30 protein-coding genes and 1 tRNA gene are annotated in these 25,824 nt (G+C 70.0%); 21 read left to right on the top strand and 10 right to left on the bottom strand.

Annotated features, from left to right (window positions below; all coding sequences use genetic code 11):
* The first annotated feature begins 96 nt into the window (after nt 1-96).
* Entirely contained in the window at nt 97-510 is a 414-nt protein-coding gene (locus tag BMW88_RS40765; RefSeq protein ID WP_143115931.1) for a hypothetical protein, read from the top strand.
* 198 nt (nt 511-708) lie between these two features.
* On the opposite strand, the gene BMW88_RS00575 is transcribed toward BMW88_RS40765, so the two are convergent.
* The 4 genes from BMW88_RS00575 to BMW88_RS00560 all read right to left on the bottom strand — a co-directional run bounded on the left by BMW88_RS00575 (nt 709) and on the right by BMW88_RS00560 (nt 2,397).
* A complete protein-coding gene (locus BMW88_RS00575) occupies nt 709-1,101 on the bottom strand; it encodes a contact-dependent growth inhibition system immunity protein (RefSeq protein ID WP_089948222.1) in 393 nt (130 codons plus the stop codon).
* Between the two features lie 147 nt (nt 1,102-1,248).
* Nucleotides 1,249-1,677 carry an OsmC family peroxiredoxin gene (locus BMW88_RS00570; RefSeq protein WP_089948221.1) on the bottom strand — a complete coding sequence of 143 codons (429 nt, stop codon included), beginning with the start codon at nt 1,675-1,677 and terminating at the stop codon, nt 1,249-1,251.
* 245 nt (nt 1,678-1,922) lie between these two features.
* Nucleotides 1,923-1,998 (bottom strand) — tRNA-Gly (locus BMW88_RS00565).
* Nucleotides 1,999-2,031: 33 nt separating this feature from the next.
* Entirely contained in the window at nt 2,032-2,397 is a 366-nt protein-coding gene (locus BMW88_RS00560; protein WP_245777490.1) for a DUF7674 family protein, read from the bottom strand.
* A 192-nt stretch (nt 2,398-2,589) separates the two neighbouring features.
* On the opposite strand from BMW88_RS00560, the gene BMW88_RS00555 reads away from it, so the two are divergent.
* The 3 genes from BMW88_RS00555 (at nt 2,590) to BMW88_RS00545 (ending at nt 5,325) form a co-directional block, all read left to right on the top strand.
* The gene (locus tag BMW88_RS00555; RefSeq protein WP_089948218.1) at nt 2,590-3,912 is read left to right on the top strand and encodes a sigma-70 family RNA polymerase sigma factor; all 1,323 of its coding nucleotides are present in this window, start codon (nt 2,590-2,592) and stop codon (nt 3,910-3,912) included.
* Nucleotides 3,913-4,006: 94 nt separating this feature from the next.
* Nucleotides 4,007-4,444, top strand: coding sequence for a DUF983 domain-containing protein (locus tag BMW88_RS00550; protein WP_089948216.1), 438 nt, complete (start codon nt 4,007-4,009; stop codon nt 4,442-4,444).
* Nucleotides 4,445-4,458: 14 nt separating this feature from the next.
* Nucleotides 4,459-5,325: an Fpg/Nei family DNA glycosylase gene (locus tag BMW88_RS00545; protein WP_089948215.1), complete on the top strand. Its 867-nt coding sequence runs from the start codon at nt 4,459-4,461 to the stop codon at nt 5,323-5,325.
* Here BMW88_RS00545 and BMW88_RS00540 read toward each other — a convergent pair.
* Genes BMW88_RS00540 through BMW88_RS00530 form a run of 3 tightly spaced genes read right to left on the bottom strand, consistent with a single transcriptional unit; the run spans nt 5,318 to nt 7,996 of the window.
* Complete coding sequence (locus BMW88_RS00540) at nt 5,318-5,896, bottom strand: LutC/YkgG family protein (protein WP_089948213.1); 579 nt, start codon at nt 5,894-5,896, stop codon at nt 5,318-5,320. The genes BMW88_RS00545 and BMW88_RS00540 overlap by 8 nt on opposite strands.
* Complete coding sequence (locus tag BMW88_RS00535) at nt 5,889-7,307, bottom strand: LutB/LldF family L-lactate oxidation iron-sulfur protein (protein ID WP_089948211.1); 1,419 nt, start codon at nt 7,305-7,307, stop codon at nt 5,889-5,891. The genes BMW88_RS00540 and BMW88_RS00535 overlap by 8 nt, the downstream gene beginning before the upstream one ends.
* On the bottom strand, nt 7,289-7,996 hold the full coding sequence (locus BMW88_RS00530) for a (Fe-S)-binding protein (protein WP_089948210.1): 708 nt from the start codon (nt 7,994-7,996) through the stop codon (nt 7,289-7,291). The genes BMW88_RS00535 and BMW88_RS00530 overlap by 19 nt, the downstream gene beginning before the upstream one ends.
* Before the next feature lie 110 nt (nt 7,997-8,106).
* On the opposite strand from BMW88_RS00530, the gene BMW88_RS00525 reads away from it, so the two are divergent.
* Nucleotides 8,107-9,369 carry a sensor histidine kinase gene (locus BMW88_RS00525; RefSeq protein ID WP_089948208.1) on the top strand — a complete coding sequence of 421 codons (1,263 nt, stop codon included), beginning with the start codon at nt 8,107-8,109 and terminating at the stop codon, nt 9,367-9,369.
* Nucleotides 9,370-9,606: 237 nt separating this feature from the next.
* Here BMW88_RS00525 and BMW88_RS41565 read toward each other — a convergent pair whose 3' ends face one another.
* Entirely contained in the window at nt 9,607-9,774 is a 168-nt protein-coding gene (locus BMW88_RS41565; RefSeq protein ID WP_177220854.1) for a hypothetical protein, read from the bottom strand.
* Between the two features lie 91 nt (nt 9,775-9,865).
* Between BMW88_RS41565 and BMW88_RS00520 the strand changes: the two genes are divergently transcribed.
* The 11 genes from BMW88_RS00520 to BMW88_RS00470 all read left to right on the top strand — a co-directional run bounded on the left by BMW88_RS00520 (nt 9,866) and on the right by BMW88_RS00470 (nt 20,009).
* On the top strand, nt 9,866-10,726 hold the full coding sequence (locus tag BMW88_RS00520) for a S49 family peptidase (RefSeq protein ID WP_089948206.1): 861 nt from the start codon (nt 9,866-9,868) through the stop codon (nt 10,724-10,726).
* A 72-nt stretch (nt 10,727-10,798) separates the two neighbouring features.
* Nucleotides 10,799-11,671: a LytR/AlgR family response regulator transcription factor gene (locus BMW88_RS00515; protein WP_425434584.1), complete on the top strand. Its 873-nt coding sequence runs from the start codon at nt 10,799-10,801 to the stop codon at nt 11,669-11,671.
* Nucleotides 11,668-12,096, top strand: a complete 429-nt coding sequence (locus tag BMW88_RS00510) for a hypothetical protein (protein WP_089948203.1) — start codon at nt 11,668-11,670, stop codon at nt 12,094-12,096. Before BMW88_RS00515 ends, BMW88_RS00510 begins: the two co-directional genes overlap by 4 nt.
* A gap of 1 nt (nt 12,097) precedes the next feature.
* Nucleotides 12,098-13,897 carry a sodium/solute symporter gene (locus tag BMW88_RS00505; RefSeq protein ID WP_089948202.1) on the top strand — a complete coding sequence of 600 codons (1,800 nt, stop codon included), beginning with the start codon at nt 12,098-12,100 and terminating at the stop codon, nt 13,895-13,897.
* 258 nt (nt 13,898-14,155) lie between these two features.
* Entirely contained in the window at nt 14,156-14,506 is a 351-nt protein-coding gene (locus tag BMW88_RS00500; protein ID WP_089948200.1) for a DUF485 domain-containing protein, read from the top strand.
* Nucleotides 14,503-16,095, top strand: a complete 1,593-nt coding sequence (locus BMW88_RS00495) for a solute symporter family protein (RefSeq protein ID WP_089948199.1) — start codon at nt 14,503-14,505, stop codon at nt 16,093-16,095. The genes BMW88_RS00500 and BMW88_RS00495 overlap by 4 nt, the downstream gene beginning before the upstream one ends.
* A 117-nt stretch (nt 16,096-16,212) precedes the next feature.
* Nucleotides 16,213-16,707 carry a SigE family RNA polymerase sigma factor gene (locus BMW88_RS00490; RefSeq protein ID WP_089948197.1) on the top strand — a complete coding sequence of 165 codons (495 nt, stop codon included), beginning with the start codon at nt 16,213-16,215 and terminating at the stop codon, nt 16,705-16,707.
* A complete protein-coding gene (locus BMW88_RS00485) occupies nt 16,704-17,609 on the top strand; it encodes a hypothetical protein (RefSeq protein WP_089948196.1) in 906 nt (301 codons plus the stop codon). Before BMW88_RS00490 ends, BMW88_RS00485 begins: the two co-directional genes overlap by 4 nt.
* 65 nt (nt 17,610-17,674) lie before the next feature.
* On the top strand, nt 17,675-18,013 hold the full coding sequence (locus BMW88_RS00480; RefSeq protein WP_245777489.1) for a rhodanese-like domain-containing protein: 339 nt from the start codon (nt 17,675-17,677) through the stop codon (nt 18,011-18,013).
* A 2-nt stretch (nt 18,014-18,015) separates the two neighbouring features.
* On the top strand, nt 18,016-18,921 hold the full coding sequence (locus tag BMW88_RS00475; protein ID WP_245777488.1) for a DUF4328 domain-containing protein: 906 nt from the start codon (nt 18,016-18,018) through the stop codon (nt 18,919-18,921).
* A gap of 68 nt (nt 18,922-18,989) precedes the next feature.
* Nucleotides 18,990-20,009, top strand: coding sequence for a glycerophosphodiester phosphodiesterase (locus BMW88_RS00470; RefSeq protein WP_089948192.1), 1,020 nt, complete (start codon nt 18,990-18,992; stop codon nt 20,007-20,009).
* On the opposite strand, the gene BMW88_RS00465 is transcribed toward BMW88_RS00470, so the two are convergent.
* The gene (locus BMW88_RS00465; RefSeq protein ID WP_089948190.1) at nt 19,996-21,180 is read right to left on the bottom strand and encodes a cytochrome P450; all 1,185 of its coding nucleotides are present in this window, start codon (nt 21,178-21,180) and stop codon (nt 19,996-19,998) included. The genes BMW88_RS00470 and BMW88_RS00465 overlap by 14 nt on opposite strands.
* 89 nt (nt 21,181-21,269) lie before the next feature.
* Between BMW88_RS00465 and BMW88_RS00460 the strand changes: the two genes are divergently transcribed.
* The 5 genes from BMW88_RS00460 (at nt 21,270) to BMW88_RS00440 (ending at nt 25,156) form a co-directional block, all read left to right on the top strand.
* A complete protein-coding gene (locus tag BMW88_RS00460) occupies nt 21,270-22,001 on the top strand; it encodes a glycerophosphodiester phosphodiesterase (RefSeq protein ID WP_245777487.1) in 732 nt (243 codons plus the stop codon).
* 28 nt (nt 22,002-22,029) lie between these two features.
* Nucleotides 22,030-22,965 (top strand): DUF5926 family protein, encoded by a 936-nt coding sequence (locus BMW88_RS00455; RefSeq protein WP_089948187.1) that lies wholly within the window; start codon nt 22,030-22,032, stop codon nt 22,963-22,965.
* 49 nt (nt 22,966-23,014) lie between these two features.
* Complete coding sequence (locus tag BMW88_RS00450) at nt 23,015-23,353, top strand: DUF952 domain-containing protein (RefSeq protein ID WP_089948185.1); 339 nt, start codon at nt 23,015-23,017, stop codon at nt 23,351-23,353.
* A 238-nt stretch (nt 23,354-23,591) separates the two neighbouring features.
* Nucleotides 23,592-23,999: a YciI family protein gene (locus BMW88_RS00445; protein WP_089948183.1), complete on the top strand. Its 408-nt coding sequence runs from the start codon at nt 23,592-23,594 to the stop codon at nt 23,997-23,999.
* A 2-nt stretch (nt 24,000-24,001) separates the two neighbouring features.
* The gene (locus BMW88_RS00440) at nt 24,002-25,156 is read left to right on the top strand and encodes an RNA polymerase sigma factor (RefSeq protein WP_089948182.1); all 1,155 of its coding nucleotides are present in this window, start codon (nt 24,002-24,004) and stop codon (nt 25,154-25,156) included.
* Between the two features lie 48 nt (nt 25,157-25,204).
* Here the strand turns inward: BMW88_RS00440 and BMW88_RS00435 are convergent, their stop codons facing one another.
* The gene (locus BMW88_RS00435) at nt 25,205-25,765 is read right to left on the bottom strand and encodes a ferritin (protein WP_089948180.1); all 561 of its coding nucleotides are present in this window, start codon (nt 25,763-25,765) and stop codon (nt 25,205-25,207) included.
* Nucleotides 25,766-25,824 lie beyond the last annotated feature (59 nt).

Below are 25,824 nucleotides of genomic sequence, written 5' to 3'. Positions count from 1 at the left end.
ATCCGTTCGTGCGGGCCTCTCAAGTCGTGACCTGGTTGTGGCGCTTCTCGCCGGGATCTCGGTCGTGCGGCGGGATTCAGACGCGACAAACCGCAGGTGGAAGCTTCCGCTGGGGCAGCGCGAAACGAAATCGGCTTTGCCGGGCTACGAGAAGCGCATCAGCAGACGAAGAGACCGCACCGCCGCGTCGTCGTGGTCGTGGTGGTCGGCCGTGGCGGCGTGGTGGTCGTGGTGGTCGTGACCGGCGGCTTGGTCGTCGTCGTGGTCACCACGGCCGTGGTCGTGCTGGTCGTTGTCGTCGTAGTCGTTGTCTGCGAAGAAGAAGAGGAGGACGACGATGACGACGACGGCGCGGACGACGAACTGGACGACACAGTCAGTGATGACGTCTCGACGGGCGTCGGCAGCAGCGAAGGCGTGTTGATCAGCGAGACGCGGACCGGATCGCCGCCTCCCGGAGCCGTCGGATCGCCCGACGCGAAAGTTCCGACATGCGGCGCGAGCACGTAAAACGCGGCGACGACCGCACCCAGGAGCGCTCCCGTCGCGAGCCGCCCCGGCCCACTCATCGCCGCCAGCACTCCGATTGCCTATCTCGTTCACTCGATTGGGTCAAGCAATACGAACGTTTTCTCCCTGGCCGTGCCCTTGGGACATCGCGTTGACCACGCGCTGTGACGACGGCGCGTGACGTCAGGGCGGGAGGTCTCAACCGGGAAACTGCTCCGCCGCGGACACCAGCAGGTGCCAGTCGCCCTCGGGCAGCGTCCGCAGCCGGTCCAGCAGAGCGGACATCCTGGCCAGCAGATCCGGGTGATCGGCCCAGAACGAGTGGTCCACCCTCAGCAGGGCCGCGAGCAGGTCGCCGGGGTACAGCGCGACCGACCGCAGCGGGTCGCGCTCGACCTGTTCCAGGGCCAGCAGCGCCGTCACGTCGAGGCCCACCTGGTGCGTGACCAGCAGGTGCAGCGAGGTCGGGGTCAGTTGCCGCACCGGCAGGTCGCGCAGCGCGCACAGGTCGCGGTAGAGCTGGGTGGACGACGAGTCAGGCCTGCGCCAGTCGTCGTCGCTCAGGTGCGCGAGCGTGCGGTCCCGGTCCACGCCCCCATCGTCCCGGTAAGGGGAAGACCCCACGAGCCCACCGGGGCAACGGTTCGATGTTCTCGTCGCCCAACGCCGCGCGTCGGACGGCTGGCGCGGCTCGGACTGCTCGACCGAGGTGGTCGAGCAGCCCCGGCGCGGTGCGGTTCAGACCAGGGAGGCGTCCAGCGTGATGTTCTCGACGGCCGCGAGGGCCTTGGACACCGGGCAGTTCGCCTTGGCGCCCTCAGCGGCCTCGGTGAAGGCCTCCTGGGTGAGCCCGGGAACGTTGGCGCGCACGGTCAGGTGGATGCCGGTGATGCCGACGCCCGCCTGGAACTTCACCTCGGCCTTGGTGTCGATCGAGGTGGGCGGCGTGCCCGCGCCGGTGAGGCCGTGCGAGAGCGCCATCGAGTAGCAAGCGGAGTGCGCCGCGGCGATGAGCTCCTCGGGGCTGGTCTTGCCGCCCGCCTCCTCGGCGCGCGCCTTCCAGTCGATCTCGAAGCTGCCGCTCTTGGACGTGTCGAGGCTGACGTTTCCCTTGCCCTCGACGAGGGAGCCTTCCCAGTGCGCGTTTGCCGTCTGAGTGATGGCCATGATCTCCAGGTCCTTGTCGAACGGTGCTCGATCAGGTTGATCCGAGCGGACACGACCACCCTTTCACGGCTGCGCTCGGAGATCACCTCGAGAAGCCGGGAAAGGGCGGGACAACACAGGAATGAAATAAGGCCGGTGTCTTGGGGACACCGGCCTTCGGCTCACGCAGGGGTGGGGGGTCGTCCCCCCAGAACCACGGCGAAACGAAAAGGCTCATGCTCTCCATGAGCATGAGCCTTCCCGAGTGGAGCGGATGACGAGACTCGAACTCGCGACCCTCACCTTGGCAAGGTGATGCGCTACCAACTGCGCTACATCCGCACTGCCTTACGGGGAAGAACTATACAACACGCCTCAGACGGCGTCTTGCGAGGGGGGTGCCAAACCGGCCAGCAGTTGATCTACCTCGGACAACTGCTCCTTGGGCCAGCGCCACTCCCACAGCGCGCGGACCTTCGCCAGCACGTCCACCGGCAGCCACGCCGCCACCTCCTCGCGGAGGTCCCAGTCGTCGAACACGTGCTCGTAGAAGCTGATCAGCGCCGCGTTCTCCAGGAACTGCTCCGGCTGGTGGAAGCACCAGTGCGCGAAGCCGTACGCGCGGCGCAGCACGTCGTCGTCCTGCTCGCGGTGCGCTTCCATCGCCAGTTGGGACAGCTCGGAGAAGAAGACGTGGCAGGACCACTCCTCGGTCTCGGCGACAGCACGAAGTTCGGGCACGAGGGATGAAGCACGTTCCCGCCAGTCCACCACGGACGTGACGATAGTCGCTCGATCTTCTTCGGCCGACCGTCCGACGCCCACCTGTGACCGTCTCGTCACCGATCGCGTTGCGCTGATCAGCCCACTACTAATGGATGGTCTTGTGTATCGACCTGTTGTCGGCGAGGGGCAGGTCTGGCCCCTTGTGGCATGTTGAAGCGCGTGATGGTCGACGAGAACGAGGTCGACCGGGACCTGCTCGCCAGAGTGCGCGAGGGAGATGACTCGGCCTACGGCGAACTGTTCTCCCGGCATGCGGACGCGGTCCGGCGTTTCTCCCTCAGGCACGTCCGCGAGGCGGCCGAGGCGGACGACCTCACGGCCGAGGCGTTCTTCCGCATGCTCCAGGCGATCCGCCGGGGCAGCGGCCCCACCGACCACGTCCGCACCTACCTGCTGACCGTCGCCCGCCGCGTCGCGTGGGAGTGGAGCGGCCGCCGCCGGGACGTGCCGGTGGAGGACGAGGAGCTCAGCCGCCGCGTCGAGCCCGTCGCGGACAACGCGAACCGCCGGGTCGAGCACAACCTCATCACCAGGGCCTTCTCCAGCCTGCCCGAGCGGTGGCGGGTCGTGCTGTGGCGCGTCGAGGTGGAGGGCGAGCGCCCCGCCTCCGTGGCACCGCACTTCGGTCTCTCTCCGAACGCCATGTCCGCGTTGGCCCGCCGTGCGCGCGAGGGTCTGCGTGCGGCGTACCTCCAGGCGCACCTGGCTGCGGACGACGGGCGTTCGTCGTGCGCGGCGATCCGGTCGAAGCTCGGCACCTACACCGCCGGCGGGGTCCAGGGCGTCGAGGAACGCCGGATCCGCGCCCACCTCGACACCTGTTCGTCCTGCTCGCAGCTCCACGCCGAGCTGAACGAGGTGTGCGCGGCGTTGCGCGCCAACGCGGCGTTCCTGGTCGTGCCGTCCACGCTGGGCTTGGCGTTCGTCGGGAAGGTGCTGTTCACCAAGGCGAAGATGGCCGTCGCCGCGGCGAGCGTGGCGACCGTCGGCCTGTTCGGGACGATGGCCTCGGTGTTCACCGGCGAGCCCGGCTTCGCGGTGCTGCAGCCGGACCAGAACCCGGTGATCGCCCTGAGCAGCTCGGGCACCTCCAGCTCGGAGCACAGCCAGGAGCTCGTGGTCGCGCCGCCGCCACCCGCGCAGCAGCAGCAGCAGCAGCAGGAGCAGCCGCGCCAGAACGTGGTCAACCCCGCGGGGCAGCGGAAGGAGACCACGCACCGGACGTCGTCGTCCACGCCGACGACGGACGTGCGGCGGGAGCCGCCGGTCGAGCGGGCGGAGCCGGTCGAGGATCCGGTCGTCACCTCCGAGGTGGTCACGTCGGCGCCTGCGCCGTCACGGGACATCAACTCGATGAACACGCCGTCCGCGAAGACCGAGGTGCCTTCGGTGACGTCCGACCCGTGCTCGACGCCGCGGACCACGGTCACGACGGCCACGCTCTACCCGACCAAGCCCGTTCAGAACTGACGGTGACGATCAAGTACGGCCGAGTTCACCCACAAGGCTCGGCTCGCGCCAGGTACGGTTTGACCAAGACCGACCGAGCGTGGGAGACGGGTACATGACGCGGCTGGTGCGCGGTGCGGACGGGCGGATGTGGACGGTCCACAGCCGGATCGAGTGGCGCAACCCGGTGGAGTCCGACGACTTCGAGCACGACGTCAGCGGTGGCGCTCTGCCCGGCATCATGATGGCCGGGATGCTCGTCGTCATGGCGGTCGTGCTGATCGCCTGGACGCCGGAGCAGGTCGTCGTGCCCGCGTGGCTGATCCTCGCGCTGATCTTCCTGTTCCTGTTCTTCCCGGTCCGCTGGGCGCTGCGCCGGCCGCACACGCTGGTGGCGGAGAGCAAGGCGACCGCCGACGAGCTGCCGCCCGAGCGGTGGATCGGCTCGGTCAGGGGCCCGCTCGCGGTGCGCCAGGAGGCCAGCAGGGTCGCTCGCACGATCGAGATGCACTCGCTGCCCGACGTCGAAGGCCCGCTGCAGCCCGTCGACTGAGGCACACTGGACCGGTGCCCGAGCTACCCGAGGTAGAAGCACTGGTCCACCACCTGCGTGAGCACGCGGTGGGCCGCACGGTGCACCGCGTCGACGTGGCGTCACTGCAGGTGCTCAAGACGTTCGACCCACCGTGGACCGCGCTGCACGGCCAGGAGGTCGTGGCCGCGCGGCGGCACGGCAAGCACATCGACGTGGAGGTCGCGGACGGCCTGCACCTGGTCGTCCACCTCGCGCGCGCCGGGTGGCTGCGCTGGGCGGACACCATGGCCGCGGCGCCGCCCAAGCAGGGCCGCGGTCCGCTGGCGCTGCGCGTGCACCTCGGCCCGCCCGGTCAGGGGCCGGGTTTCGACCTGACCGAGGCCGGCACGAAGAAGGGGCTCGCGGCGTGGATCGTGCGCGACCCGCGGACGATCGAGAGCATCGCCCGGCTCGGTCCCGACGCGGTGGGGATCACCCGCACGCAGCTCGAGGACCTGCTGGCCAACCGGACCGAGCGGCTCAAGACGGCGCTCACGGACCAGAGCCTCATCGCGGGCATCGGCAACGCGTACTCCGACGAGATCATGCACCTGGCCCGGCTCTCGCCCTACGCCACGACGGGCAAGCTGGACGACGAACAGCTCGACCGGCTGCACGAAGCGATGCTCACCACGCTGACGGACGCGGTGGCGCGGTCGGTGGGGCAGGACGCGGCCCGGCTCAAGGGTGAGAAGCGGTCCGGGCTGCGGGTGCACGCGCGCACCGGGCTGCCCTGTCCCGTCTGCGGTGACACCGTGCGCGAGGTGTCGTTCGCGGACAAGGCGTTCCAGTACTGCCCGAAGTGCCAGACCGGCGGCAAGCCGCTGGCCGACCGCCGGTTGTCGCGCCTGCTCAAGTGACGATCAGGACCTCCAGGGTCCGCGGGCCGTGCACGCCCTCCACCCGGTTCAGCTCGATGTCGCTCGTCGCGGACGGACCGCTGATGAACGTCAACGGCCGCGTGGGCTCCAGTCGCTGCAACGCTTCCGGCACCGACCCCGCGATCTGGTCGGCCCGCACGACGCACACGTGGTAGTCCGGGAGCAGGGTGAGCGCACGGCGTCCCTGCGCCTCGCCACCGTCGAGCACGATCGTGCCGGTGTCCGCGATCGCCACCGCGCACCCGGTCAGCACGCCGTCGGCCCGGTCGAGCTCCTCGGTGGTGAGCGGTTCGCGCAGCCACGTGACCCCGCCGACCAGCCACTCCCGCGGAACGCCCGCCGGGGCCACGATCCGCTTGCCCGCCAACGCCTTCAGCGCCTCCGGCACGTCCGGCACGGTGCGCACGACCGCGCGGTAGTCGGCGACCCGTTCCGCGAACAGCTCGACGCCGCCGGGGCCCTCCCGGTGGTAACCGCGAACCACCGGGGCGGCCCGCGGCACCCGCGCCGCCCTGATCCGCCGCAGGATCTCTTCCCTGGCACTAGCCACGATTCTTCCTCCACCAGGCGCGGAACGACTCGGCCGGCGGCGCGGGCACGTCACGTGAGGACGTCCACCTCGACCCGGGCCACGGCAACGACGTGATCCGGCCGTCCCTGGCCAGGAACCGGGCCAGGGAACCGGCTTTCTGGGCCTTCTCGTACCGCGACGACTCCCGGAACACCCACGCGGCGGCGGCCATCGCGACGGACTCCGCCGTGCGTCCCTTGGCTTCGACGACCTCGGCGCGCAGGTGCGTGAGGACCGACGGGATGTCGATCCGCACCGGGCAGACCTCGAAGCACGCGCCGCACAGCGAGGAGGCGTAGGGGAGTGAGGCGGCCTGCGGGTCCGTCAGGTCCCCGACGAGCTGAGGGGTCAGGATCGCGCCGATCGGGCCGGGGTAGACCGAGCCGTACGACTGACCGCCGGTGCGTTCGTAGACCGGGCAGACGTTGAGGCACGCCGAGCAGCGGATGCACCGGAGCGCCTGGCGTCCGACGGAGTCTGTGAGCGTGGCGGTGCGGCCGTTGTCGATGAGCACGAGGTGGAACTTCTGCGGGCCGTCGCCGGGCGTCACGCCGGTCCACACGCTCGTGTACGGGTTCATCCGCTCCGCGGTGGAGGAGCGCGGCAGGAGCTGGAGGAACACCTCGAGGTCCTGCCACGACGGCACGAGCTTCTCGATGCCCATGACGGTGATCAGGGTCTCCGGCAGGGTCAGGCACATCCGGCCGTTGCCCTCGGACTCCAGCACGACGATCGACCCGGTGTCGGCGACGGCGAAGTTCGCCCCCGAGATCGCGACCTTCGTCGTGAGGAACTTCCGCCGCAGGTAGGTCCGGGCCGCCTCGGCGAGGTCCGCCGGTTCGTCGGAGACCTCGACGCCCATGCGGCGCTGGAAGATCTCGCGGATCTCCGAGCGGTTGCGGTGGATGGCGGGCACCAGGATGTGCGACGGCCGGTCGTCGCCGAGCTGCACGATGAGCTCGGCGAGGTCGGTCTCGACCGCCTGCACGCCACCGGCTTCGAGGGCTTCGTTGAGCCCGATCTCGGCCGTGGCCATCGACTTGACCTTGACGACCTCCCGCGCGTTCTCGGCCCGGCAGAGGTCGAGCACGATCCGGTTGGCCTCTTCTGCGTCACGGGCCCAGTGGACGACGCCGCCGCGGGCCGTGACGGACTCCTCGAGCTGGACGAGGAGCGTGTCCAGGCGGGCCAGGACGTCGTCCTTGATCTGCTCGCCGGCGACGCGCAGCATCTCCCAGTCGGTCATCTCGGCGACGGCCGCGGCCCGCCTCGCCCGGATGGTCCCGGTGGCCTTGCGCAGGTTCTGCCGTAGCTGCGTGTCGGCGAGCGCCGTGTGCGCGGCCTTGGGGAACGTGGGGCTGCCGAGCCACGTCACGGGGTTGCGCGCCACGGGTCCTCCTCCGTCGAAGCCAGGATCTCCGCCAGGTGCACCGGCCGCACGCCCGCCCGCAGCCGGGAGAGACCACCGCCGATGTGCATGAGGCAGGAGTTGTCGCCGGCGCACAGCACCTCGGCGCCGGTGTCCAGCACGCACCGCATCTTGTCCGCGAGCATCGCCGTGGACGTCTCGGCGTTCTTCACCGCGAACGTGCCGCCGAAGCCGCAGCACTGCGCCGAGCCGGGCAGCTCCACCAGTTCGAGCGCCTTGACCGACCTGAGCAGCGCCAGCGGCTTGTCGCCGACCCCCAGCATGCGCAACGAGTGGCACGTGGGGTGGTAGGTGACGCGGTGGGGGAACCACGCGCCCACGTCCGTGACGCCGAGCACGTCGACGAGGAACTCCGCGAGCTCGAACGTGCGCGGCGGCGACTCGCCCAGGGTGGGGTGGACCTCCCTGACCATCCCCGCGCACGACCCGGACGGCACGACCACGTGGTCATAACCCCCGAAGACCTCGGTGTACTTGCGCGCCAACGGCTTCGAGTGCTCCCGGTAGCCGGTGTTGAAGTGCATCTGCCCGCAGCACGTCTGGTCGAGCGGGAACTCCACCGAACAGCCGAGCCGCTCCAGCAGGCGCACCACGGCACGTGCCGTCTCCGGGAAGAACGTGTCGGTCAGGCAGGTTGCGAACAGCGCCACTTTCACCCGCACACCCTCCCCCCAAATTCATCGGATGTCTACTGGGCCGGTGGACCGTACGGGCGTACGCGAGGCGTGCCTCTTGCTATAGGGGTGCCCCACGGCACAGCATGTGCCTTGTGGGCGACCTGTTGACCGAGCGCGCGGTGCTCGGTGTCATCGCGACCCTGGCCGTTCTCGGCCTCTTCGTGATGCTGTGCCGCGCTCGACGAGTCAGCACCTCCGTCGAGGATGCTGTGATGGACATGCTCGACCGCATGTCCAAGGCGTCGAGCGACCTGCGAGCGGGCCTGACCCAGGAGGCCGCCGACAAGGCCACCCCGCACCTGCGCGAGATGCTCAGGTGCGTCGCGGTCGCCATCACCGACGAAGAGGGCACCGTCCTGTCGTGGGACGGCGGCGCGAACGACCACTACGAGTACCTCCGCGACACGGTGGCCCGTGCCATCAACAACTGCCACAAGGAACACGTCGACCACCGCAAGCTCGGCTGCGAGCTGCAGGGGCCGTGCTCCCTGCACAGCGTTGTGGTGGTCCCCCTGGTCGTCGAGGGCGACGTGGCCGGCACGTTGATCGTGGTGTCCGGCGTCGCCTCCAAGCGCCAGATCCGCATGGCCGAGGAGACGGCCCGCTTCGTCTCGACCCAGCTCGAGCTGGAGGTCGTGCAGAAGCAGCGGCAGGCCCTCGCCCAGGCCGAGGTGAAGGCGCTGCGGGCGCAGATCTCGCCGCACTTCGTCTACAACGCCCTGAACACCATCTCGTCGCTGATCCGCACCGACCCGTCGCACGCCCGCGAGCTGCTGCAGGAGTTCGCGGAGTTCACGCGCTACTCGTTCCGCACCGACGGCCTGTTCACGACGCTCGCCGACGAGCTCACCAACATCCACCGCTACCTGACCATCGAGCAGGCCCGCTACGGCTCCCGGCTCAACGTCCGGCTGCGGATCGCCCCCGAGGTCCTGCAGGTCGTGCTGCCGTTCCTGGTGCTGCAGCCGCTGGTGGAGAACGCGGTCCGGCACGGCCTCGCCAAGAAGCCCGGCGGCGGCATGCTGACCATCACCGCCGAGGACAACGGCAGCGAGGCCCTGATCAGCGTCGAGGACGACGGCGTCGGCATGGACCCCGACCGGCTCGACGACATCAAGGACGCGCACCAGACCGGCGCGCACGTCGGCATCGGCAACATCAACGACCGCATGCGGACCGTGTTCGGCGCCGAGTACGCGCTCGTGGTCGAGACGGCGCCGAACGCCGGGACCAAGGTGATCCTGAAGGTGCCGAAGTTCGCCAGGAACGTGCTGCCGAACCTCAACATCGGGACTCAGCTCACCGACGAGCCGATCACCGGCGAGCAGCCCGTGGTGCGCGCCTGACCTGCGGTGATCATCCCGCTCGGTCCGCCGGCAACTTGCATGCGCAACCATGCTCAACCCGGAAGCTCAACCTGCCGATTGTGGTGTTGACCAATGAACAGCCGGTCGTTGAGCGAACAGTGGCCGGCCGCGAGTTAAGGGCAACGTCAATTGCAGGAACAACAAGCACCCGAACGCGTCCGCGTCTGCATCAAGTGCACCGCGAAGGGCCTCTCCGGCTGCAAGTGCTGAGAGCCGTCAGCGTGCCGCGACCGCCAGGGTCGTGATCAGCACGACCGCGCACACGCCCCAGCTCACCCACATCCAGTAGATGTGCATGGGTGTCGGGCCGGCGGCGTTCTGCCTGCCCCGGTCGTCCCACCACTCGACGTAGCGTTCGAGCCAGCGGATCGGGTTGAACGTCACCCTTCGGACAATACGTGTTCAAAGTCACGCGGGAGCAACCTCGCGCGTTCCTGTTCCCGCGTGACCGCGAAACGCACGTACTGTCGGGTACATGAGCGTCACGGACAAGATCGCGGCCCGGCTGCCGAGGGTCATGGACCGGGGTGAGCGGCCGCCGGTCGTCGCCGCGGTGCGGTTGCACGGGGTCATCACCCCGCAGTCCTCGCCGGTCGCGCGCAACACGATCAACCTGCAGAACGTCGAATCGGCCATCAACCGCGCGTTCGACAACGAGCGGCTGATCGCCGTGGCCCTGCTCATCAACTCGCCCGGCGGAGCGCCGACGCAGAGCGCGCTCATCGCCGAGCGGATCCGCGAGCTCGCCACGAAGAAGCACGTGCCGGTGCTCGCGTTCTGCGAGGACGTGGCGGCCTCCGGCGGGTACTGGCTGGCGTGCGCGGGTGACGAGATCTACGCGCACGGCACCTCTCTCGTGGGCTCCATCGGGGTGGTCAGCGCCGGGTTCGGGCTCAACGGCCTGCTGGACAAGGCCGGGGTCGAGCGGCGCGTCTACACCGCGGGTGAGAACAAGGTGCGGCTCGACCCGTTCCAGGCCGAGAAGCCCGAGGACGTCGAGTGGCTCAAGGGGCTGCACGCCGACCTGCACGAGCAGTTCAAGGCGTGGGTCACCGAACGCCGCGGCGCCAAGCTCGCCACCGGCGAGGACCTCTTCAGCGGTGAGGTCTGGACCGGCGCGAAGGCCCAGCAGCTCGGTCTCGTCGACGGCATCGGGACGATCCGCAGCGTCATCGCCAAGCGGTTCCCCAACGCCGAGCTGACCATCGCCGAGCCGCGCAAGCCGCTGCTGGCCAAGCTCGGCCTGGCCGGAGCTTCCACCCGATCGGGCGATCTCGTGGCGCAGGTGCTCGCGAGCGTCGAGGAACGTGCGCGCTGGTCCCGATTCGGGCTGTGAGCATCAGTTCGGTTTCACCGGGCGTGTCGAGCCGGCCCCCGGCGTAGACACGACCGCACATTGGTGGGCAAGATGCCCGACACAGTGAGTACCCCAGAAAGAATGCTGCCCGACAACGCCGGTCTCCTCGTCCTCGCAGTCGATGACGAGGCTCCCGGCCTGAGCGAGATCAAGTTCCTGCTCGAGAGCAGTCCTCACATCCGGCGCGTCCTCACCGCCTTCGACGCCGCCGAGGCCCTGCGCATCCTGAGGGGTGACTACGAGCAGGAGGTCATGGCGAGGACCAAGGCCGGCCTGCCGCCGGTCGACGCGGTCTTCGCGGACATCAACATGCCCGGCCTGTCCGGCATGGACCTCGCACGGGTGCTCAGCGCCTTCCGCTACCCGCCCGCGCTCGTCTTCGTGACCGGCGTCGAGGAGCGCGACGCGCTCGTCACGGCGTTCGACGTCGGTGCGCTCGACTTCATCAACAAGCCGATCAACGAGGAGCGCGTCCTCAAGGCGATCTCGCGGGTCGCGGACCGCGTCGGCCGCACGGCGGCGCCGCAGACGTCGTCGGCGTCGCTGTCCCAGAACGCGGCGGAGCCGAGCGACGACGAGGTCATCCCCGTCGAGCTGGGCGGCACGATCAAGCTCGTGCCGCGCGCGTCCGTGCGGTACGTCGAGGCGCAGGGCGACTACGCCCGCCTGCACACCCAGGACGGCAGCCACCTCGTGCGCATCCCGCTCGCCCAGCTCGAGGAGCGGTGGGCCAACGCGGGGTTCGTGCGCATCCACCGGTCGTACCTCGTCGCGCTGCCGTTGGTGAGCGAGCTGCGCATGACGGCGAACGGCTACGCGGTCGTCATCGGCACCGGAGAGGGCGCCAAGGAACTCCCGGTGAGCCGCCGACACACCAAGGAGCTCAAGGAACGGATCGTGCGACCGCCGAAGAGCGGCTGGTGAGCAGGCACGACGCGGGAAAGCCCGAGCCGCCGGCCCGCGAGGCGTGGCTCGGTGAGCAGGCCCGCAAGCCGCGCAGGCGCAGGGTCGTGCTCGCGGACTCGACGAAGTCGCGCGGCAAGGCGTTGCGCACGATCATCGAGCTGGAGGAGCAGACCAGCGTCGGCGAGAAGCTGGTCCGCGACCTCATCAAGCAGCAGCTCAAGTCCGCGTTCGGCCTCGCGTTCGCCGTGCTGATCGGCATGTGCCTGCTGCCGATCACCTTCTACCTGGCCCCGCAGGTCGGGGACCTGGAGGTCCTGGGCATCCCGGTACCGTGGCTCGTGCTCGGTGTCGCGCCCTTCCCGATCCTCTACGGCGTCGGGTGGGTGTTCCGCAGACAGGCCGAACGGCACGAGCGCGACTTCGTGAACATGGTCGACCGCTGACGTGAACGCCACCATCTACAGCCTCAGCGCCATCGTCGCCGTTGCGGCCGTGACGTTCCTGCTCGGGTACGTCGGGTCGCGCAAGGCGAACACCACCCCGGACTTCCTGGTGGCCCGCCGGGCGATCCCCGCCACCCGCAACGCCGCCGCGATCTCCGGCGAGTACCTGTCCGCGGCGTCGTTCCTGGGCGTGGCCGGTCTCGTGCTCAAGGACGGCGTCGACGCGCTGTGGTACCCGGTCGGCTTCACCGCCGGATACCTCGCGCTGCTGCTGTTCGTGGCCGCGCCGCTGCGGAGGTCGGGCGCCTACACGTTGCCGGACTTCGCCGAGGCCCGGCTGGGGTCGGTGAACGTGCGGCACTTCAGCACGTTCTTCGTCGTGTGCATCGGCGTGCTGTACCTGGTGCCGCAGCTGCAGTCCGCGGGCCTGACGCTGACCACGATCACCGGCCTGCCCGCGTGGTTCGGCGGCCTGGTCGTGACGGCGATCGTGGTGGTCAACGTGCTGGGCGGCGGCATGCGCGCGATCACGCTGGTGCAGGCGTTCCAGTACTGGGGCAAGCTCTTCGCCATCGCGGCGCCGACGTTCGTGCTGTTCGTCGTGTTCCTCGCCTCGCCCAGCCGCGGCACGCAGCCGATCAGCGACGACGGCGCGGTCAGGTTCCCGCACGCCGAGACGGTCACGGTCGCCGAGCAGGTCGTCAAGGTCCGCGTCGACGAGCCGCTGACGTTGACGGTGCGCGGCCAGGTCGACGGCAGGACCGCGGACGGGCCGGTGTTCTGGGGCCGCGGCGTCTACGAGCTGACCCCCGGCACGACGATGGAGTTCGCCGCGGGCAGCCCGGTGCCGGTGGTCGAGGGCTCGCCGACGACGAACTACGACTGGACGCGGCCGCAGACCGGCGGCGTCTCCGAGCTGGTCAGGACGTACTCGCTGATCTTCGCGACGTTCCTCGGCACGATGGGCCTGCCGCACGTCCTGGTCCGCTTCTACACCAACCCGGACGGCAAGGCGGCCCGTCGCACGGCGCTGCACGTGCTCTACCTGCTCGGCCTGTTCTACATCTTCCCGACGGTGCTGGGCGTGCTGGCGCGGCTCTTCCTGCCGCAGCTGCTGGTGAACGGCAAGACGGACGCGGCGGTGCTGATGCTGCCGGAGACGATGGTGCCCAACCTGGGCGGTCAGATCCTCGGCGCGATCGTCGCCGCCGGCGCGTTCGCGGCGTTCCTGTCGACCTCGTCGGGACTCGTGGTGTCGGTCGCCGGGGTGGTCTCGACGGACATCATGCCGGGCAAGGTCCGCGACTTCCGGTGGGCGACCGTGTTCACCGGTCTCGTCGCGATCGGGCTCGCGCTGCTGCTGCCGCGCTCCGACGCGTCGCTGACGGTGGCGATGTCGTTCGCGCTGGCCGCGTCGACGTTCTGCCCGCTGCTGGTGCTCGGCATCTGGTGGCGCGGGCTCACCTGGGTGGGCGCGGTGTGCGGGCTCGTGGTCGGCGGCGGTCTGGTGATCGGCGCTCAGGTCGTGAGCGTCGTCAGCTCCTACACCGGCCGCTGGGCGCCCGCGTTCATCACCCAGCCCGCGCTGATCACGGTGCCGCTCGCGTTCATGACGATGATCGTCGTCAGCAAGGCGACCCGCAGGCGCGCGCCCGCGGACGTCAGCCAGATCATGCTGCGGCTGCACGCGCCGGACCCGCTGGGCTTCATCCGCGACCGCGACGTCGCCCGCTTCGGGACGCCGGAGGAGAAGGCCCGGCTGACCGACGACAAGCACAGGGGAGCTGGGCGGACACGGTAGGTAGTCGCTGTTTCGAATGGGTGAAATTAGGCCACTCGAATCGGTGAACGGTGCTTGCCGTCACGCAGAGTGCTATTCGTCTACGCATACTGACCGTTCGTCGCATCACCCGACTGCTGGGCGCAACGCCTCGAACAGAGCCTTACCTGAGTGACTCAAGTCTCCATACGGTTCGTGACCAAGAACGGACCGCACCTGGAGGCATTACGTGCACGTCACGTTGCTGACACCCACGACCAGTACCGCGAGGAGGGGACTGTGAGCACTGTCGAACACACCCCGAGCGAATCAGAGCCCGATGCGCAGAAGTGGGTCGAAGTACAAGCAAGCGACGACTTCGCGCAGCTGAAGAGCCGTCTGCGCAAGTTCGTCTTCCCCGTCTCCGGCCTGTTCCTGGCGTGGTACCTGCTGTACGTGCTGCTCGCGGACTACGCGCACGGCTTCATGTCCACGAAGGTGATCGGCAACATCAACGTCGGGCTCATCTTCGGCCTGCTGCAGTTCGTGTCGACCTTCGTCATCACGACGCTGTACGTGCGGCACGCCAACAAGAACCTCGACCCGCTGGCGGAGAAGCTCCGCAACGAGATCGAGGGAGGCGGCAAGTGAACGAGTCCAGCCCGATCCTCAACATCAGCATCTTCGGCGTCTTCGTCCTGGTCACGCTGTTCGTGGTCATCCGGGCGAGCCGCAACACGAAGACCGCCGCGGACTACCTCGCCGCCGGCCGCGCGTTCACCGGCCCGCAGAACGGCATCGCGATCGCCGGTGACTACCTCTCCGCGGCGTCGTTCCTCGGCATCGCGGGCGCCATCGCGCTCAACGGCTACGACGGCTTCCTGTACTCCATCGGCTTCCTGGTGGCGTGGCTCATCGCGTTGCTGCTGGTCGCGGAGCTGCTGCGCAACACGGGCAAGTACACGATGGGCGACGTGCTGAGCTTCCGGATGCGCCAGCGCCCGGTCCGCGCGGCCGCCGCCACCTCGACGATGGCCGTCTCGTTCTTCTACCTGCTGGCCCAGATGGCCGGTGCCGGTGGTCTCGTCGCCCTGCTGCTCGGCATCACGGGCGCGGGGGGCCAGGCGCTGGTCATCGCCGTGGTCGGCGCCCTGATGATCGCCTACGTCCTCATCGGCGGCATGAAGGGCACCACCTGGGTGCAGATCATCAAGGCCGTCCTGCTGATCGCCGGCGCGGGCATCATGACCGTCTGGGTGCTCGGCAAGTACGGCTTCAACCTCTCCTCCGTGCTCGGTGCCGCGGTCGACGCCGCGCCGAAGGCGGGCGAGAAGCTCCTCGGCCCCGGCCTGCAGTACGGCAAGACCGGCACCAGCAAGCTCGACTTCCTCTCGCTGGCGCTGGCCCTGGTGCTCGGCACCGCGGGTCTGCCGCACATCCTGATGCGCTTCTACACCGTGCCCACGGCGAAGGAAGCCCGTCGCTCGGTGGTGTGGGCGATCTGGCTGATCGGCATCTTCTACCTGTTCACCCTGGTCCTGGGCTACGGCGCCGGTGCGCTCGTCGGTCCGGACAGGATCAACGCGGCACCCGGCAAGGCCAACTCGGCCGCCCCGCTGCTCGCGCTGGAGCTGGGTGGCCCGATCCTGCTCGGCCTGATCGCGGCGGTCGCGTTCGCGACGATCCTCGCGGTGGTCGCCGGTCTGACCATCACGGCGTCGGCGTCGTTCGCGCACGACATCTACGCCAACATCATCAAGAAGGGCCAGGCGGAGGACAAGGACTCCGAGGTCAAGGTCGCCCGCATCACCGCGATCGTGATCGGTCTCGTGTCCATCGGCGGCGGCATCATCGCCAACGGCCAGAACATCGCGTTCCTCGTGGCGCTGGCCTTCGCGGTCGCCGCCTCGGCGAACCTGCCGACGATCCTCTACTCGCTGTTCTGGAAGAGGTTCAACACCTCGGGCGCGCTGTGGAGCATCTACGGCGGTCTGGCCGTGACGATCACGCTGATCGTCCTGTCGCCCGCCGTCTCCGGCACGCCGACGTCGATGTTCAAGAACGCCGACTTCGACCTGTTCCCGCTGTCGAACCCCGGCATCGTCTCGATCCCGGTCGCGTTCCTGCTCGGCTACGTCGGCACGATCCTGTCGAAGGACAAGGCCGACCCCGTCAAGCAGGCCGAGATGGAGGTCCGCTCCCTCACCGGTGCGGGCGCCGAGAAGGCCATCGCGCACTAGCGGCAGTTCCGCGAACGGGCCGTCCCTCTCCGGGGGCGGCCCGTTTTCCGTGCGTGCAACCCTGCCGGTGCTGACCGCGTAGTGAACGCGGACGCAGCACAAACTTGGGGGACCGGAGTGCGACGGGACGAGGAGTTCTCGGAGTTCTTCACGAGCAGGTTCGACTGGGCCCGCCGCGCGGCGTACGCGCTGTGCGGGGACTGGTCGGAAGCCGAAGAGCTCGCGCAGAACGCATTCGTGAAGGCGTACGCGAAGTGGCCGGTCATCCGGCGCGAAACAGCGGAGGCGTACGTCAGGACCATCGTGACGCGCCTGTTCCTCGACGGCAGGCGTCGTGGCCGCGAACGCGAACGCCCGTTCGCCGACCTGCCCGAACGCGGCGTCGGCGGCGGCTTCTCCGACCCCGACGCCCGGCTGAACGCGGCGCTGCTGCAGGTGCCGCCGAAGCAGCGGGCAGCGCTCGTGCTGCGGTTCGTGCACGACCTGTCCATCGAGCAGACGGCGGCTGAGCTGGGCTGTTCGATCGGCAACGTCAAAAGTCAGACGGCCAGGGGCTTGGCTGCGCTCCGCGAGGCGTACGGCGAGCCGATGAACTCGGAGTGTGCTCGATGAACCTCGAAGAAGAGCTGCGCGGAGCTCTCGACGTCTCCGCACCCCCTCCCACGACGACGCTGGACGTCGTCCTCAAGCGCGGCCGGCGGCGGGTGCTCGCCCAGCGCGCGGGGGCGGTGCTCGGCGTGGTCGCCGTGGTGGCGGGCATCGGCATCGGTGCCACCACGCTGAACCACGCCGCACCGGACCCCACGCCGGCGGACCGGCCGGACTACGGACCTGCCACGGTGGAGCACACCGCGGAGCACACCGCGGCCTGGCCCAGGGTCGCCACCGCGCCGCGGATCCCGTACGAGACGTGGTCGCCCGCCGCGAGCGCTCCGCCGCCTCCCGGCCGGGCCGCGGTCGACATCCCCCTCTGCCTCATCAAGCCGACGGATCGACCGGCCAAGACGGACGTGGGCGCGGTGGCGTTCAACCCCGAGGCCGTCGACAAGTGGCTCGAGGACGCGCGCAAGGTGCTGCCGGAGGTCACCGTCGGTGCCGCCACGCCCAACGCGACGAGCACCAGCTACGAGGCCGACGTGTCCGACTCCCGGGGGACCGGCAGCATCAGGATCACCGTCGGCAGGTTCACCGGCACCCCGCTGGCGGCCGCGAACGACGCGCTGTGGGAGACCGGTGACTGCGAGCCCGCCCGGCGGCTCGAGTCGGACGGCTCGATCGCGCAGCTGCACGGCGTCCGGCCGTACGAGCCCTTCCAGTCGCTGGTGCAGGTGCTGAGGGTCTACCGCGTGGACACCTCGCTGATCCAGGTCGAACTGCGCAACTTCGGCAGCCCGGACTACCTCGCCGACGACCCGCAGAACCCCGGTGCGTCGCGGCGCACCGGTGCCGGTCGTCCGACGCTGCCGTTGTCCGAAGAGCAGTTCTCGAGGCTCGGTCCCGTCTTCGCGGAGTAGGGACCGGGGGGTGCCGTGCCGGAGGTTCACGTCCGTGCAACCTCCGGCATGGCACCATCTACGGCGTGACTGTTCCAAGCGTGGAGATCGCTGAAGTCCCCGCCGTGCTGCCGGAAGGCGCCGTCCTGCTGGACGTGCGCGAGCAGGACGAGTGGGACGCGGGCCATGCGCCCGGCGCGCTGCACATCCCGATGAGTGAGATCGCCGCCCGGCTCGAGGAGGTGCCGAACGACGTGCAGCTCTACGTCGTCTGCCGCGCCGGTGGCCGTTCCGCCCGAGTGACCCAGTACCTCAACCAGAACGGCTGGGAAGCCGTCAACGTCGAGGGCGGCATGCAGCACTGGGAGGCCGCCGGCCGTCCGCTCGAGGGCGGCGCGGACGGCATGGCCCCCGAGGTCATCTGACCGTGCAGCCGCTGCAGCCGATGCGCGTGGACTGGGTGGCGACTCCGCCACCCGGTGCCCACCCGCAGCCGCGGTCCCGCCCGCAGCGGCTGTCCTACGGCGGCCCGCCGCGCTACCCGGCTCCGCCGCGCTGGGGCTTCCCGCTGCTGGCGTGGCGCTGGCCGACGGCGGTGCCCGGCGCCGTGGGGCGGGCCGACTCGGTCGACGGCGTGCGCCGCCTGGGCCGCACGGCGCAGAACTCGCTGTGGCTGCTCGGCTTCGTCGCGGTCTGGGGCGCGTTGTCCGAGGTCTGGCGGTACGTCCTGGTCGCGATGAGCCGCTTCGGCGCCCTGTCGGCCGGCGTGGTCAGCGCGTCCGACGCGATGGTGGTGTCGTCGTCGGCCATCATGGTCACCGGCTGCGTGCTGTCGCTGGTGCTGACGTTGCTGTGGGTGCGCCGGGCGCGCAACGTGGCCGCGACGCTGGCGGGCTACGGCCCGTCCCGCTCGGACACGGCCGCGGTCGCCGGTCTGCTCGTGCCCGGTCTCAACCTCGTCGTGCCCGGCTCGGTGCTCGCCGAGCTCGAACACGCGGTGGCGCGCCGCCCGGCCGGCGAACGCCCCCGGCCGTCGAGGTTGCTGCGCTGGTGGTGGGGCCTGTGGATCGCCTCGGCGCTGATGTTCACGACCTCGGTGCTGTGGTCGTTCCGCGACAGCACCCAGGCCCTGGCCGACGGGGTGCTGCTGCACGCGTTCGCCGACCTGGCGCTGGCCGGGGTCGCGATCACGACCGCGCTGGTGGTCCGGCGGATCACCACCCTGCTGCTGCCGGTGGACGCCGCGTCCGTGCGGCTGATGCGCGTGGTCGAGGTGAAGGACGCTCCCGAACCGCCGCTGCGGCCGATCCGGGCCTCCGGCTCGCCGCGCTGAACCTGTTCAACCGACGTTCGTGCGCCAGGCCCTTTCGGGGGCCGGACGCGGGTGCCAGGTTGAGGGGCATGCGGACACTCATCGGGGCACTGGTGATCGCGATGGCCATCCCAGGCGCCGCCCAGGCCCATCCCCACCCCGGCTTCGACCTCCAGGCGCACCGCGGCGGCATCGGCCTCACGGTCGAGAGCACGCTCAAGGCGTTCGGCAAGGCGCTCGACCTGGGCGTCACGACGCTGGAGCTCGACCTCCAGATCACCAGGGACGGCCGCGAGGTCATCACCCACGACCGCAGGACGAACCCGGCGAAGTGCCTCGACACCACGCCCGCGTTCCCCGGTGACCCCGAGTTCCCCTACGCCGGCAAGTACGTGAAGGACCTGACGTTCGCCCAGGTCCGCACGCTCGACTGCGGCAGCACGCGGTGGTCGCAGTACCCGGAGCAGGAGCTCTCGCCCGGCGCCCGCATGCCCACCCTGGCCGAGCTGTTCGACCTGGTGCGCGAGCGCCGCGCGTGGGGCGTCCGCTTCAACGTCGAGACCAAGGTCGAGGCCGCCGCGCCGCACGAGACCGCGCCGCGCGAGCAGTTCGTGCACCGCGCGGTCAGCGAGATCCGGCGGTCCGGCTTCCTGCCGAACGTGACCGTCCAGTCCTTCGACTGGGGCACGCTCATGCTGCTCAGGCGGGTCGAGCCGCGCATCCCGCTGGTCGCGCTCACCCAGCCGGAGTTCCTGCGCCCCGGCTCGCCGTGGACCGGCGGGCTGAACTTGGACGACTTCGGCGGCAGCGTGGCGAAGGCCGTGAAGTCCTTCGGCGCCAAGGCGTTGTCGCCGGTGCACGGCAACCCGCAGAACGGGAAGGTCGGCGACCCGAACTACGTCCCGTTCACGACGAAGGCACTGGTCCGGGACGCGCACCGGCACGGGCTCAAGGTGGTGCCGTGGACGGTGAACGACCCCGCGACGATGCACAAGCTGATCGACGACGGCGTGGACGGCATCATCACCGACTACCCGGACCGGCTCAGGACCGTGATGCGGGAGCGCGGCTTCAAGCTGCCGAAGCAGTATCCCGCTATCCCGCGCTGAGCTGCAGGGAGTGCAGGCCGCGGATCACGAACTCCGCGCGCCGCTCGGGTTCGGCGGCCAGCACGGCGCCGGGCAGCTTGCGGTGCAACGAGGACAGCGCCGCCTCCACCTCGATGCGGGCCAGCGGCGCGCCCAGGCAGTAGTGGATGCCCATGCCGAAGCCGAGGTGCTGGTTCTTCTCCCGGCCGACGTCGAGGATGTCCGGGTCGGCGAAGACCAGCGGGTCGCGTGCGGCCGCGCCGAGGAGGGCGGCGATCTTCTCGCCGGGCTCGACGACGTGGCCCGCGATCTCGACGCGTTCGGTGGCGGTGCGTTCGAAGAGCTGCAGGGGCGAGTCGAAGCGGATCAGCTCCTCGACGGCCGTGGGCATCAGCGCGGGGGAGAGGCGTTCCCACTGCGAGCGGTGGCGCATCAGGGCGTAGACGCCGTTGCCGATCACGTTGACCGTGGCCTCGTGGCCCGCCATCAGGAGCAGGACCGCGGTGGCGACGAGTTCGTCCTCGGTGAGCTTGGCGCCGTCGGTGTCGGTGACGGCGACCAGGTCGGAGACGAGGTCCGCGCCGGGCGAGACGCGCCGCAGCGCGACCAGTTCGCGCAGGTAGGCGACGAACTCCGCGGCAGCGCGTTCGGCCGCCCGCTGCTGCTCGGCGGGCAGGCCGTACTCGTACATCTTCACGATGGCGTTGGACCACGGCTGGAGCAGGTAGCGGTCCTGGCCGGGCACGCCGAGCAGCTCCGCGATCACCTCGACCGGCAGCGGCGCGGCGACGTGGGCCAGCAGGTCGGCCTGGCCCTGGTCGTGGACCTTCGCGACCAGCTCGTCCACCAGGCGGTCGGCCAGCTCGGCGACCCACGGGCGCAGGCGCTCGACGTGGCCGCGGCCGAACGCGGCGGCGACCAGGCGGCGCAGGCGGGTGTGCGTGGGCGGCTCGTTCTCCAGCAGCGAGTTGCGGTGCAGCAGGTTGAAGGCCGTGAACTGCTCGACCGGCTTCACGTCCGACCAGATTCGCCCGAACGAGCGGTGCCGCAGAACGGTGGAGCAGGCGGCGTGCGAGACGGCGACGGCGACGCCCAGCCGCTCGTGGTGGTGCACCTCACCGGCCTCGCGCAGGGCGGCGAAGGCCGGGTAGGGGTCGGCGATGAACGCGGGATCGCGCTGGTCGAACGTCACAGGGCGGACGGTAAGTCGCGATCGTCGTTTCGTCCACGTTCATTTGATTGATGACTCAAATTGTTGTGCGGGATCTATCTTGTCTGCTCGTGCAACCGCCTTCGATCATCGCGCACCGGGGCGCGTCAACCGACCGACCCGAGCACACCATCGGCGCGTACGAACTCGCCCTCCAGGAGGGCGCCGACGGGCTTGAGTGCGACATCCGTCTATCGCGTGACGGTGAGATCGTGTGTGTGCACGACGGCACGCTCTCCCGTACTTCGAACGGCCGTGGCAGGGTCAGCGCGCTCTCGCTGGAAGAGCTGAGGAAGTTCGACTACGGCACCTGGCACCGCCATGGGCAGGCCGCCGGGCTGCTGGTGCTCGACGAGCTGCTGGACCTGGTCAAGGGCACCGGCGTGCAGCTCTTCGTCGAGACCAAGCACCCGGTCCGCTACCGCAACGAGGTCGAGCGCAAGCTCGTCGAGGCGTTGAAGAGGCACCGGCTGGACGAGCAGATCGTCATGATGTCGTTCTCCGCGGCGGCCGTGAGGGTGTTCCGGAAGATGGCGCCGGACGTCCGCACGGTGCAACTGGTGAGCTGGTACCGAGGCGGCGCCATGCCGTCGTTCGCCCACTGCACCGGACCGAACGTGCGGTTGCTGCGCAACGACCCCGGTTACGTGGAACGGGCGAGGCGGGCGGGGCTTGAGACGTACGTGTGGACGGTGGACAGCCCCGAGGACATCGCGCTGTGCCGTGACCTGGGGGTCCGCTACCTCGCGACGAACGCCCCGGCGAACACCCGCCACCTGCTGGCGGCTAACTTGGCGGCCTGACAAGCCCGAGTCACGAGGAGGGGCCGAGGTGGCCAAGCGGACCGCGGTCAAGGACGCACCCAAGGACGGGATCAACCCGAAGCAGCCCTGCCCGTGCGGCTCCGGCAAGCGCTACAAGGCCTGCCACGGCGCGCCCGGCGGCGCGACCGACGTGATCGTGTCCCGGCCGTTCGAGGGCCTCGCCGCCGAGTGCGAGCTGATCGCGCTGCGCGAGTTCGTGCCGTCGGCGATCGCGAAGCTGCCGGTCAAGGACGGTCGCGAGGTCACGCTCGCCACGGTGCTGCCGATGGCCGCCGCCGGCCTGATCCGCGGCGACGACGTGCCGTTCGTGGGCCTGCAGGTGCAGACGCGCTCCGGTGACATCAGCCGCGACCTCGCGCGGGCGCTGCAGTGGGCGCAGCGGGCGAAGGCCGGTGACGTGCTGGCGGTCGTCGGTCCCGACAACGGCGAGGACCCCGGCCGGCTGCAGGACCTGCTCGACCCCGAGGCCGAGATCGTCCCGGTGCTGCACACCGACTTCATCTGGTGGATGCCGGAGGGCACCGAGCCCACGGGCGAGGTGGCGCTGTCGCTGGAGCGCGCGAACGCGGCGATCCTGCCGACCGAGCGCGTGGACGCGCCCGGAGTGAAGGCCGCGTACTGGGTGGACGCGGGCGACAAGGCGCACCTGCGCTGGGTGCGGCCGGAGCCGGAGGAGAAGCTGCTGCCCGCGATGGCGCGCCTGGCCGCCCGCGGTGAGCTGGACCTGGGTGAGGGCTCGCGCTACGCCGGTTCGTTCCGCGCGCACGGCCTGCTGGTGCCGGTCTGGGACCTCGACCGCGAGATGCACGCGCGCGAGTGGGCCGACCCGGCCGAGGCGCTGGGCAAGCGCCTGCTGGAGGCGCTGGCCTCCGACGAGCCGCTGAGCGACGCCGAGCGGCGCGCCAGGGACGGCCTGCGGGGCCGTCAGATCACCCTGCGGTAGTCCGTCCACAGTGTTGTCCACAACGTTGTCCACAGGAAGTTGTGGATAAGTGCTGCTGCACATCATCTCGACGGCCGGCTGGGCTGCTGCTCAGTCGGCCGGATCCATCACACCCGCCGCGGGTGAGGACTTCGTGCACTGCTCCGACCGGGGCGTCGTGCACGTGACGGCCGGGAGGTTCTTCCACGGCCAGAGCGGGCTGTTGCTGCTCGTGATCGACCCGCGGCTGCTCGACGTCCCGGTGCGGTGGGAGGCGGTGGCCGACTCGCCGTTGTGGTTCCCGCACGTCTACGGCCCGATCCCGGTCCACGCCGTGACGGAGGTCCACGACTTCCCGTGCCAGGCGGACGGCTCGTTCGTGCTGCCGGAGAACGTTGCCGTTCTGTGATCGGGTGAGGCAACCGTTCCGCGCCCGTGCGCGAGGGGAATCGGTGTTGGCTCCACCGTCGCGGACGTGCAGCGGGCTCACCCAGGCACCAACTCTCGCCAGCGAGGTGGTCTGCCCGATGGCGTTCCCCTGAACGGCCCGCCCCCGGCGAGCAGGATGTCGAAAAGGCCGATCCTGCTCCGTCCCAGCGGTGGAAGTGACCAGGATGGACGGCACGACACCGAGGAGATGACCGGGAATGGCCAAGTACCTGCTGCTCAAGCACTACCGCGGCGCCCCGAAGGCGGTCAACGACGTTCCGATGAGCCAGTGGACCGAGGACGAGATCTCGGCCCATGTCCGGTACATGCGCGACTTCGCGGACCGGCTCAGCGCGAGCGGCGAGTTCGTCGACAGCCAGGCGCTCGCGCCGGAGGGCACGTTCGTCCGGTACGGCGGTGAGGGGAAGCCGCCGGTCACCGACGGCCCGTTCGCCGAGACGAAGGACCTCATCGCCGGGTGGATGATCATCGACGTCGACAGCTACGAGCGCGCGGTCGAGCTGGCCGGGGAGCTGTCGGCGGCGCCGGGCAAGGACGGCGAGCCGATCCACGAGTGGCTCGAGCTGCGCCCGTTCTACGGCAACGCGCCGACCATCACCGAATGACGGTGGACGAGGCCCTGCTGCGGAGCCTCACGCCGAAGGTGCTCGGAATCCTCGTCCGCCGCGGAGCAGACTTCGCGGCGGCCGAGGACGCCGTGCAGGAGGCGCTGGCCGAGGCGGTCCGCGGGTGGCCGCGGAACCCTCCGCGGGACCCGCTGGGCTGGCTGGTCACCGCGGCCTGGCGCAAGTTCCTCGACGCGACCAGGACCGACACCGCGCGCAGGCGGCGTGAGGACCTCGTGCACGCGGAACCGGCGCCGGGACCCGTGCCGGGCACGGACGACACGCTGTGGCTCTACTTCCTGTGCGCGCACCCGTCGTTGACGCCGTCGTCGGCGGTCGCGCTCACCCTGCGGGCCGTCGGCGGCCTGACCACCCGCCAGATCGCCCGGGCCTACCTGGTGCCGGAGGCGACGATGGCCCAGCGCATCAGCCGGGCCAAGAAGACGGTCGCCGGCGTGCGGTTCGACCGGCCCGGCGACGTCGCCACCGTGCTGCGCGTGCTCTACCTCGTCTTCAACGAGGGCTACTCCGGCGACGTCGACCTCGCCGCCGAGGCGATCCGGCTCACCCGGCAGCTCGCGGCCGCGATCGAGGACCCCGAGGTGGCCGGCCTGCTCGCCCTCATGCTCCTGCACCACGCCCGGCGCGCCTCGCGCACGGCGGCGGACGGCAGCCTCGTCCCGCTCGCCGCACAGGACCGCGCGAGGTGGGACACGGCGATGATCGCCGAGGGCGTGGAGGTCCTCCAGGCGGCGCTCGCGCAGGACCGGCTGGGCGAGTTCCAGGCGCAGGCGGCCATCGCGGCGTTGCACGCGGACGCGCCCACCGCCGAGGAGACCGACTGGGTGCAGATCGTCGAGTGGTACGACGAGCTGCTGGCGCTGACCGGGAGCCCCGTCGTCCGGCTCAACCGCGCGGTGGCCGTGGGCGAGGCGGACGGGCCGCGCGCCGGCTTGCGAGCACTCGCCGAGCTCGACGGGTCACTGCCGCGTCACACGGCCGTGGCGGCCTACCTCCACGAGCGCGACGGCGACCCGCAAAAGGCCGCGCGGCTCTACGCCGAGGCCGCCGAAAAAGCGGCGAACCTGGCCGAACGGGAATACCTCACCCGCCAGGCGGCGCGGTTGAACGCCCGAAAAAACCCGCCCGGTCGATGAGACCGGACGGGTTCGGGTGTGCAGGCGCTCAAGCGTGCGGGGGAAAACTCAGAGCGCGCCACCGGCGGCGGAAGGGGCGCTGGTGTCGGCACCCTCGTCGCCCACGCTTTCGCGGGTGAGGAAAGTCTCCACGTAGAACATGTTGCCGTCCGCGCGGTCCATGATCGTGAGGAGCGTCTTCATCGAGGAGACCTCCTCGACCTGCTCCTTCAGGAACCACTGCATGAACTGCTCGCCGATGTAGTCGCCCTCCTCGCGGGCGGCCTTGGCGAGCGCCACGATCTGGTCGGTGACCTGCTGCTCCTGGCGCAGGGCCAGGTCGACGAGGTCGCGCGGCGCCTTGAACTCGTTGATCGGCGTCTCCGCGCCGGGAATGACGACCTCGAGATCGTTGTCCATGAGGAACTTCACGATCATCATGGCGTGGTTGCGCTCTTCGAGGGCCTGCTTGTAGAAGTGCGACGCGAGGCGCGGGAGGTCCTCGTTGTCGAACCACACGGCGAGCGCGATGTACTGCTGCGAAGCGGAGAACTCGTTGCCGACCTGGGCCTGCAGGAGCTCGTGGAACTTCGACTTGCCGGACAAAAGCTTCTTCACGTTCGAGGCCATGAGCGGTACGTTAGCCCAACGCCGTGGCATTTGCATTCAAGGAAAAGCTAACCTTTGTT

Source organism: Lentzea xinjiangensis, from assembly GCF_900110955.1.
GTDB lineage: Bacteria > Actinomycetota > Actinomycetes > Mycobacteriales > Pseudonocardiaceae > Lentzea > Lentzea xinjiangensis.
This window is presented reverse-complemented; position numbering and strand designations above follow the sequence as displayed.

What these genes read in the sequence shown, in the direction of transcription:
- BMW88_RS00570 (WP_089948221.1), bottom strand. Translation starts at nt 1,677, where the DNA reads ATGGCCATCACTCAGACGGCAAACGCGCACTGGGAAGGCTCCCTCGTC.
- BMW88_RS00555 (WP_089948218.1), top strand. Translation starts at nt 2,590, where the DNA reads ATGTTGAAGCGCGTGATGGTCGACGAGAACGAGGTCGACCGGGACCTG.
- BMW88_RS00550 (WP_089948216.1), top strand. Translation starts at nt 4,007, where the DNA reads ATGACGCGGCTGGTGCGCGGTGCGGACGGGCGGATGTGGACGGTCCAC.
- BMW88_RS00525 (WP_089948208.1), top strand. Translation starts at nt 8,107, where the DNA reads ATGTGCCTTGTGGGCGACCTGTTGACCGAGCGCGCGGTGCTCGGTGTC.
- BMW88_RS00520 (WP_089948206.1), top strand. Translation starts at nt 9,866, where the DNA reads ATGAGCGTCACGGACAAGATCGCGGCCCGGCTGCCGAGGGTCATGGAC.
- BMW88_RS00515 (WP_425434584.1), top strand. Translation starts at nt 10,799, where the DNA reads ATGCCCGACACAGTGAGTACCCCAGAAAGAATGCTGCCCGACAACGCC.
- BMW88_RS00485 (WP_089948196.1), top strand. Translation starts at nt 16,704, where the DNA reads ATGAACCTCGAAGAAGAGCTGCGCGGAGCTCTCGACGTCTCCGCACCC.
- BMW88_RS00470 (WP_089948192.1), top strand. Translation starts at nt 18,990, where the DNA reads ATGCGGACACTCATCGGGGCACTGGTGATCGCGATGGCCATCCCAGGC.
- BMW88_RS00445 (WP_089948183.1), top strand. Translation starts at nt 23,592, where the DNA reads ATGGCCAAGTACCTGCTGCTCAAGCACTACCGCGGCGCCCCGAAGGCG.
- BMW88_RS00435 (WP_089948180.1), bottom strand. Translation starts at nt 25,765, where the DNA reads ATGGCCTCGAACGTGAAGAAGCTTTTGTCCGGCAAGTCGAAGTTCCAC.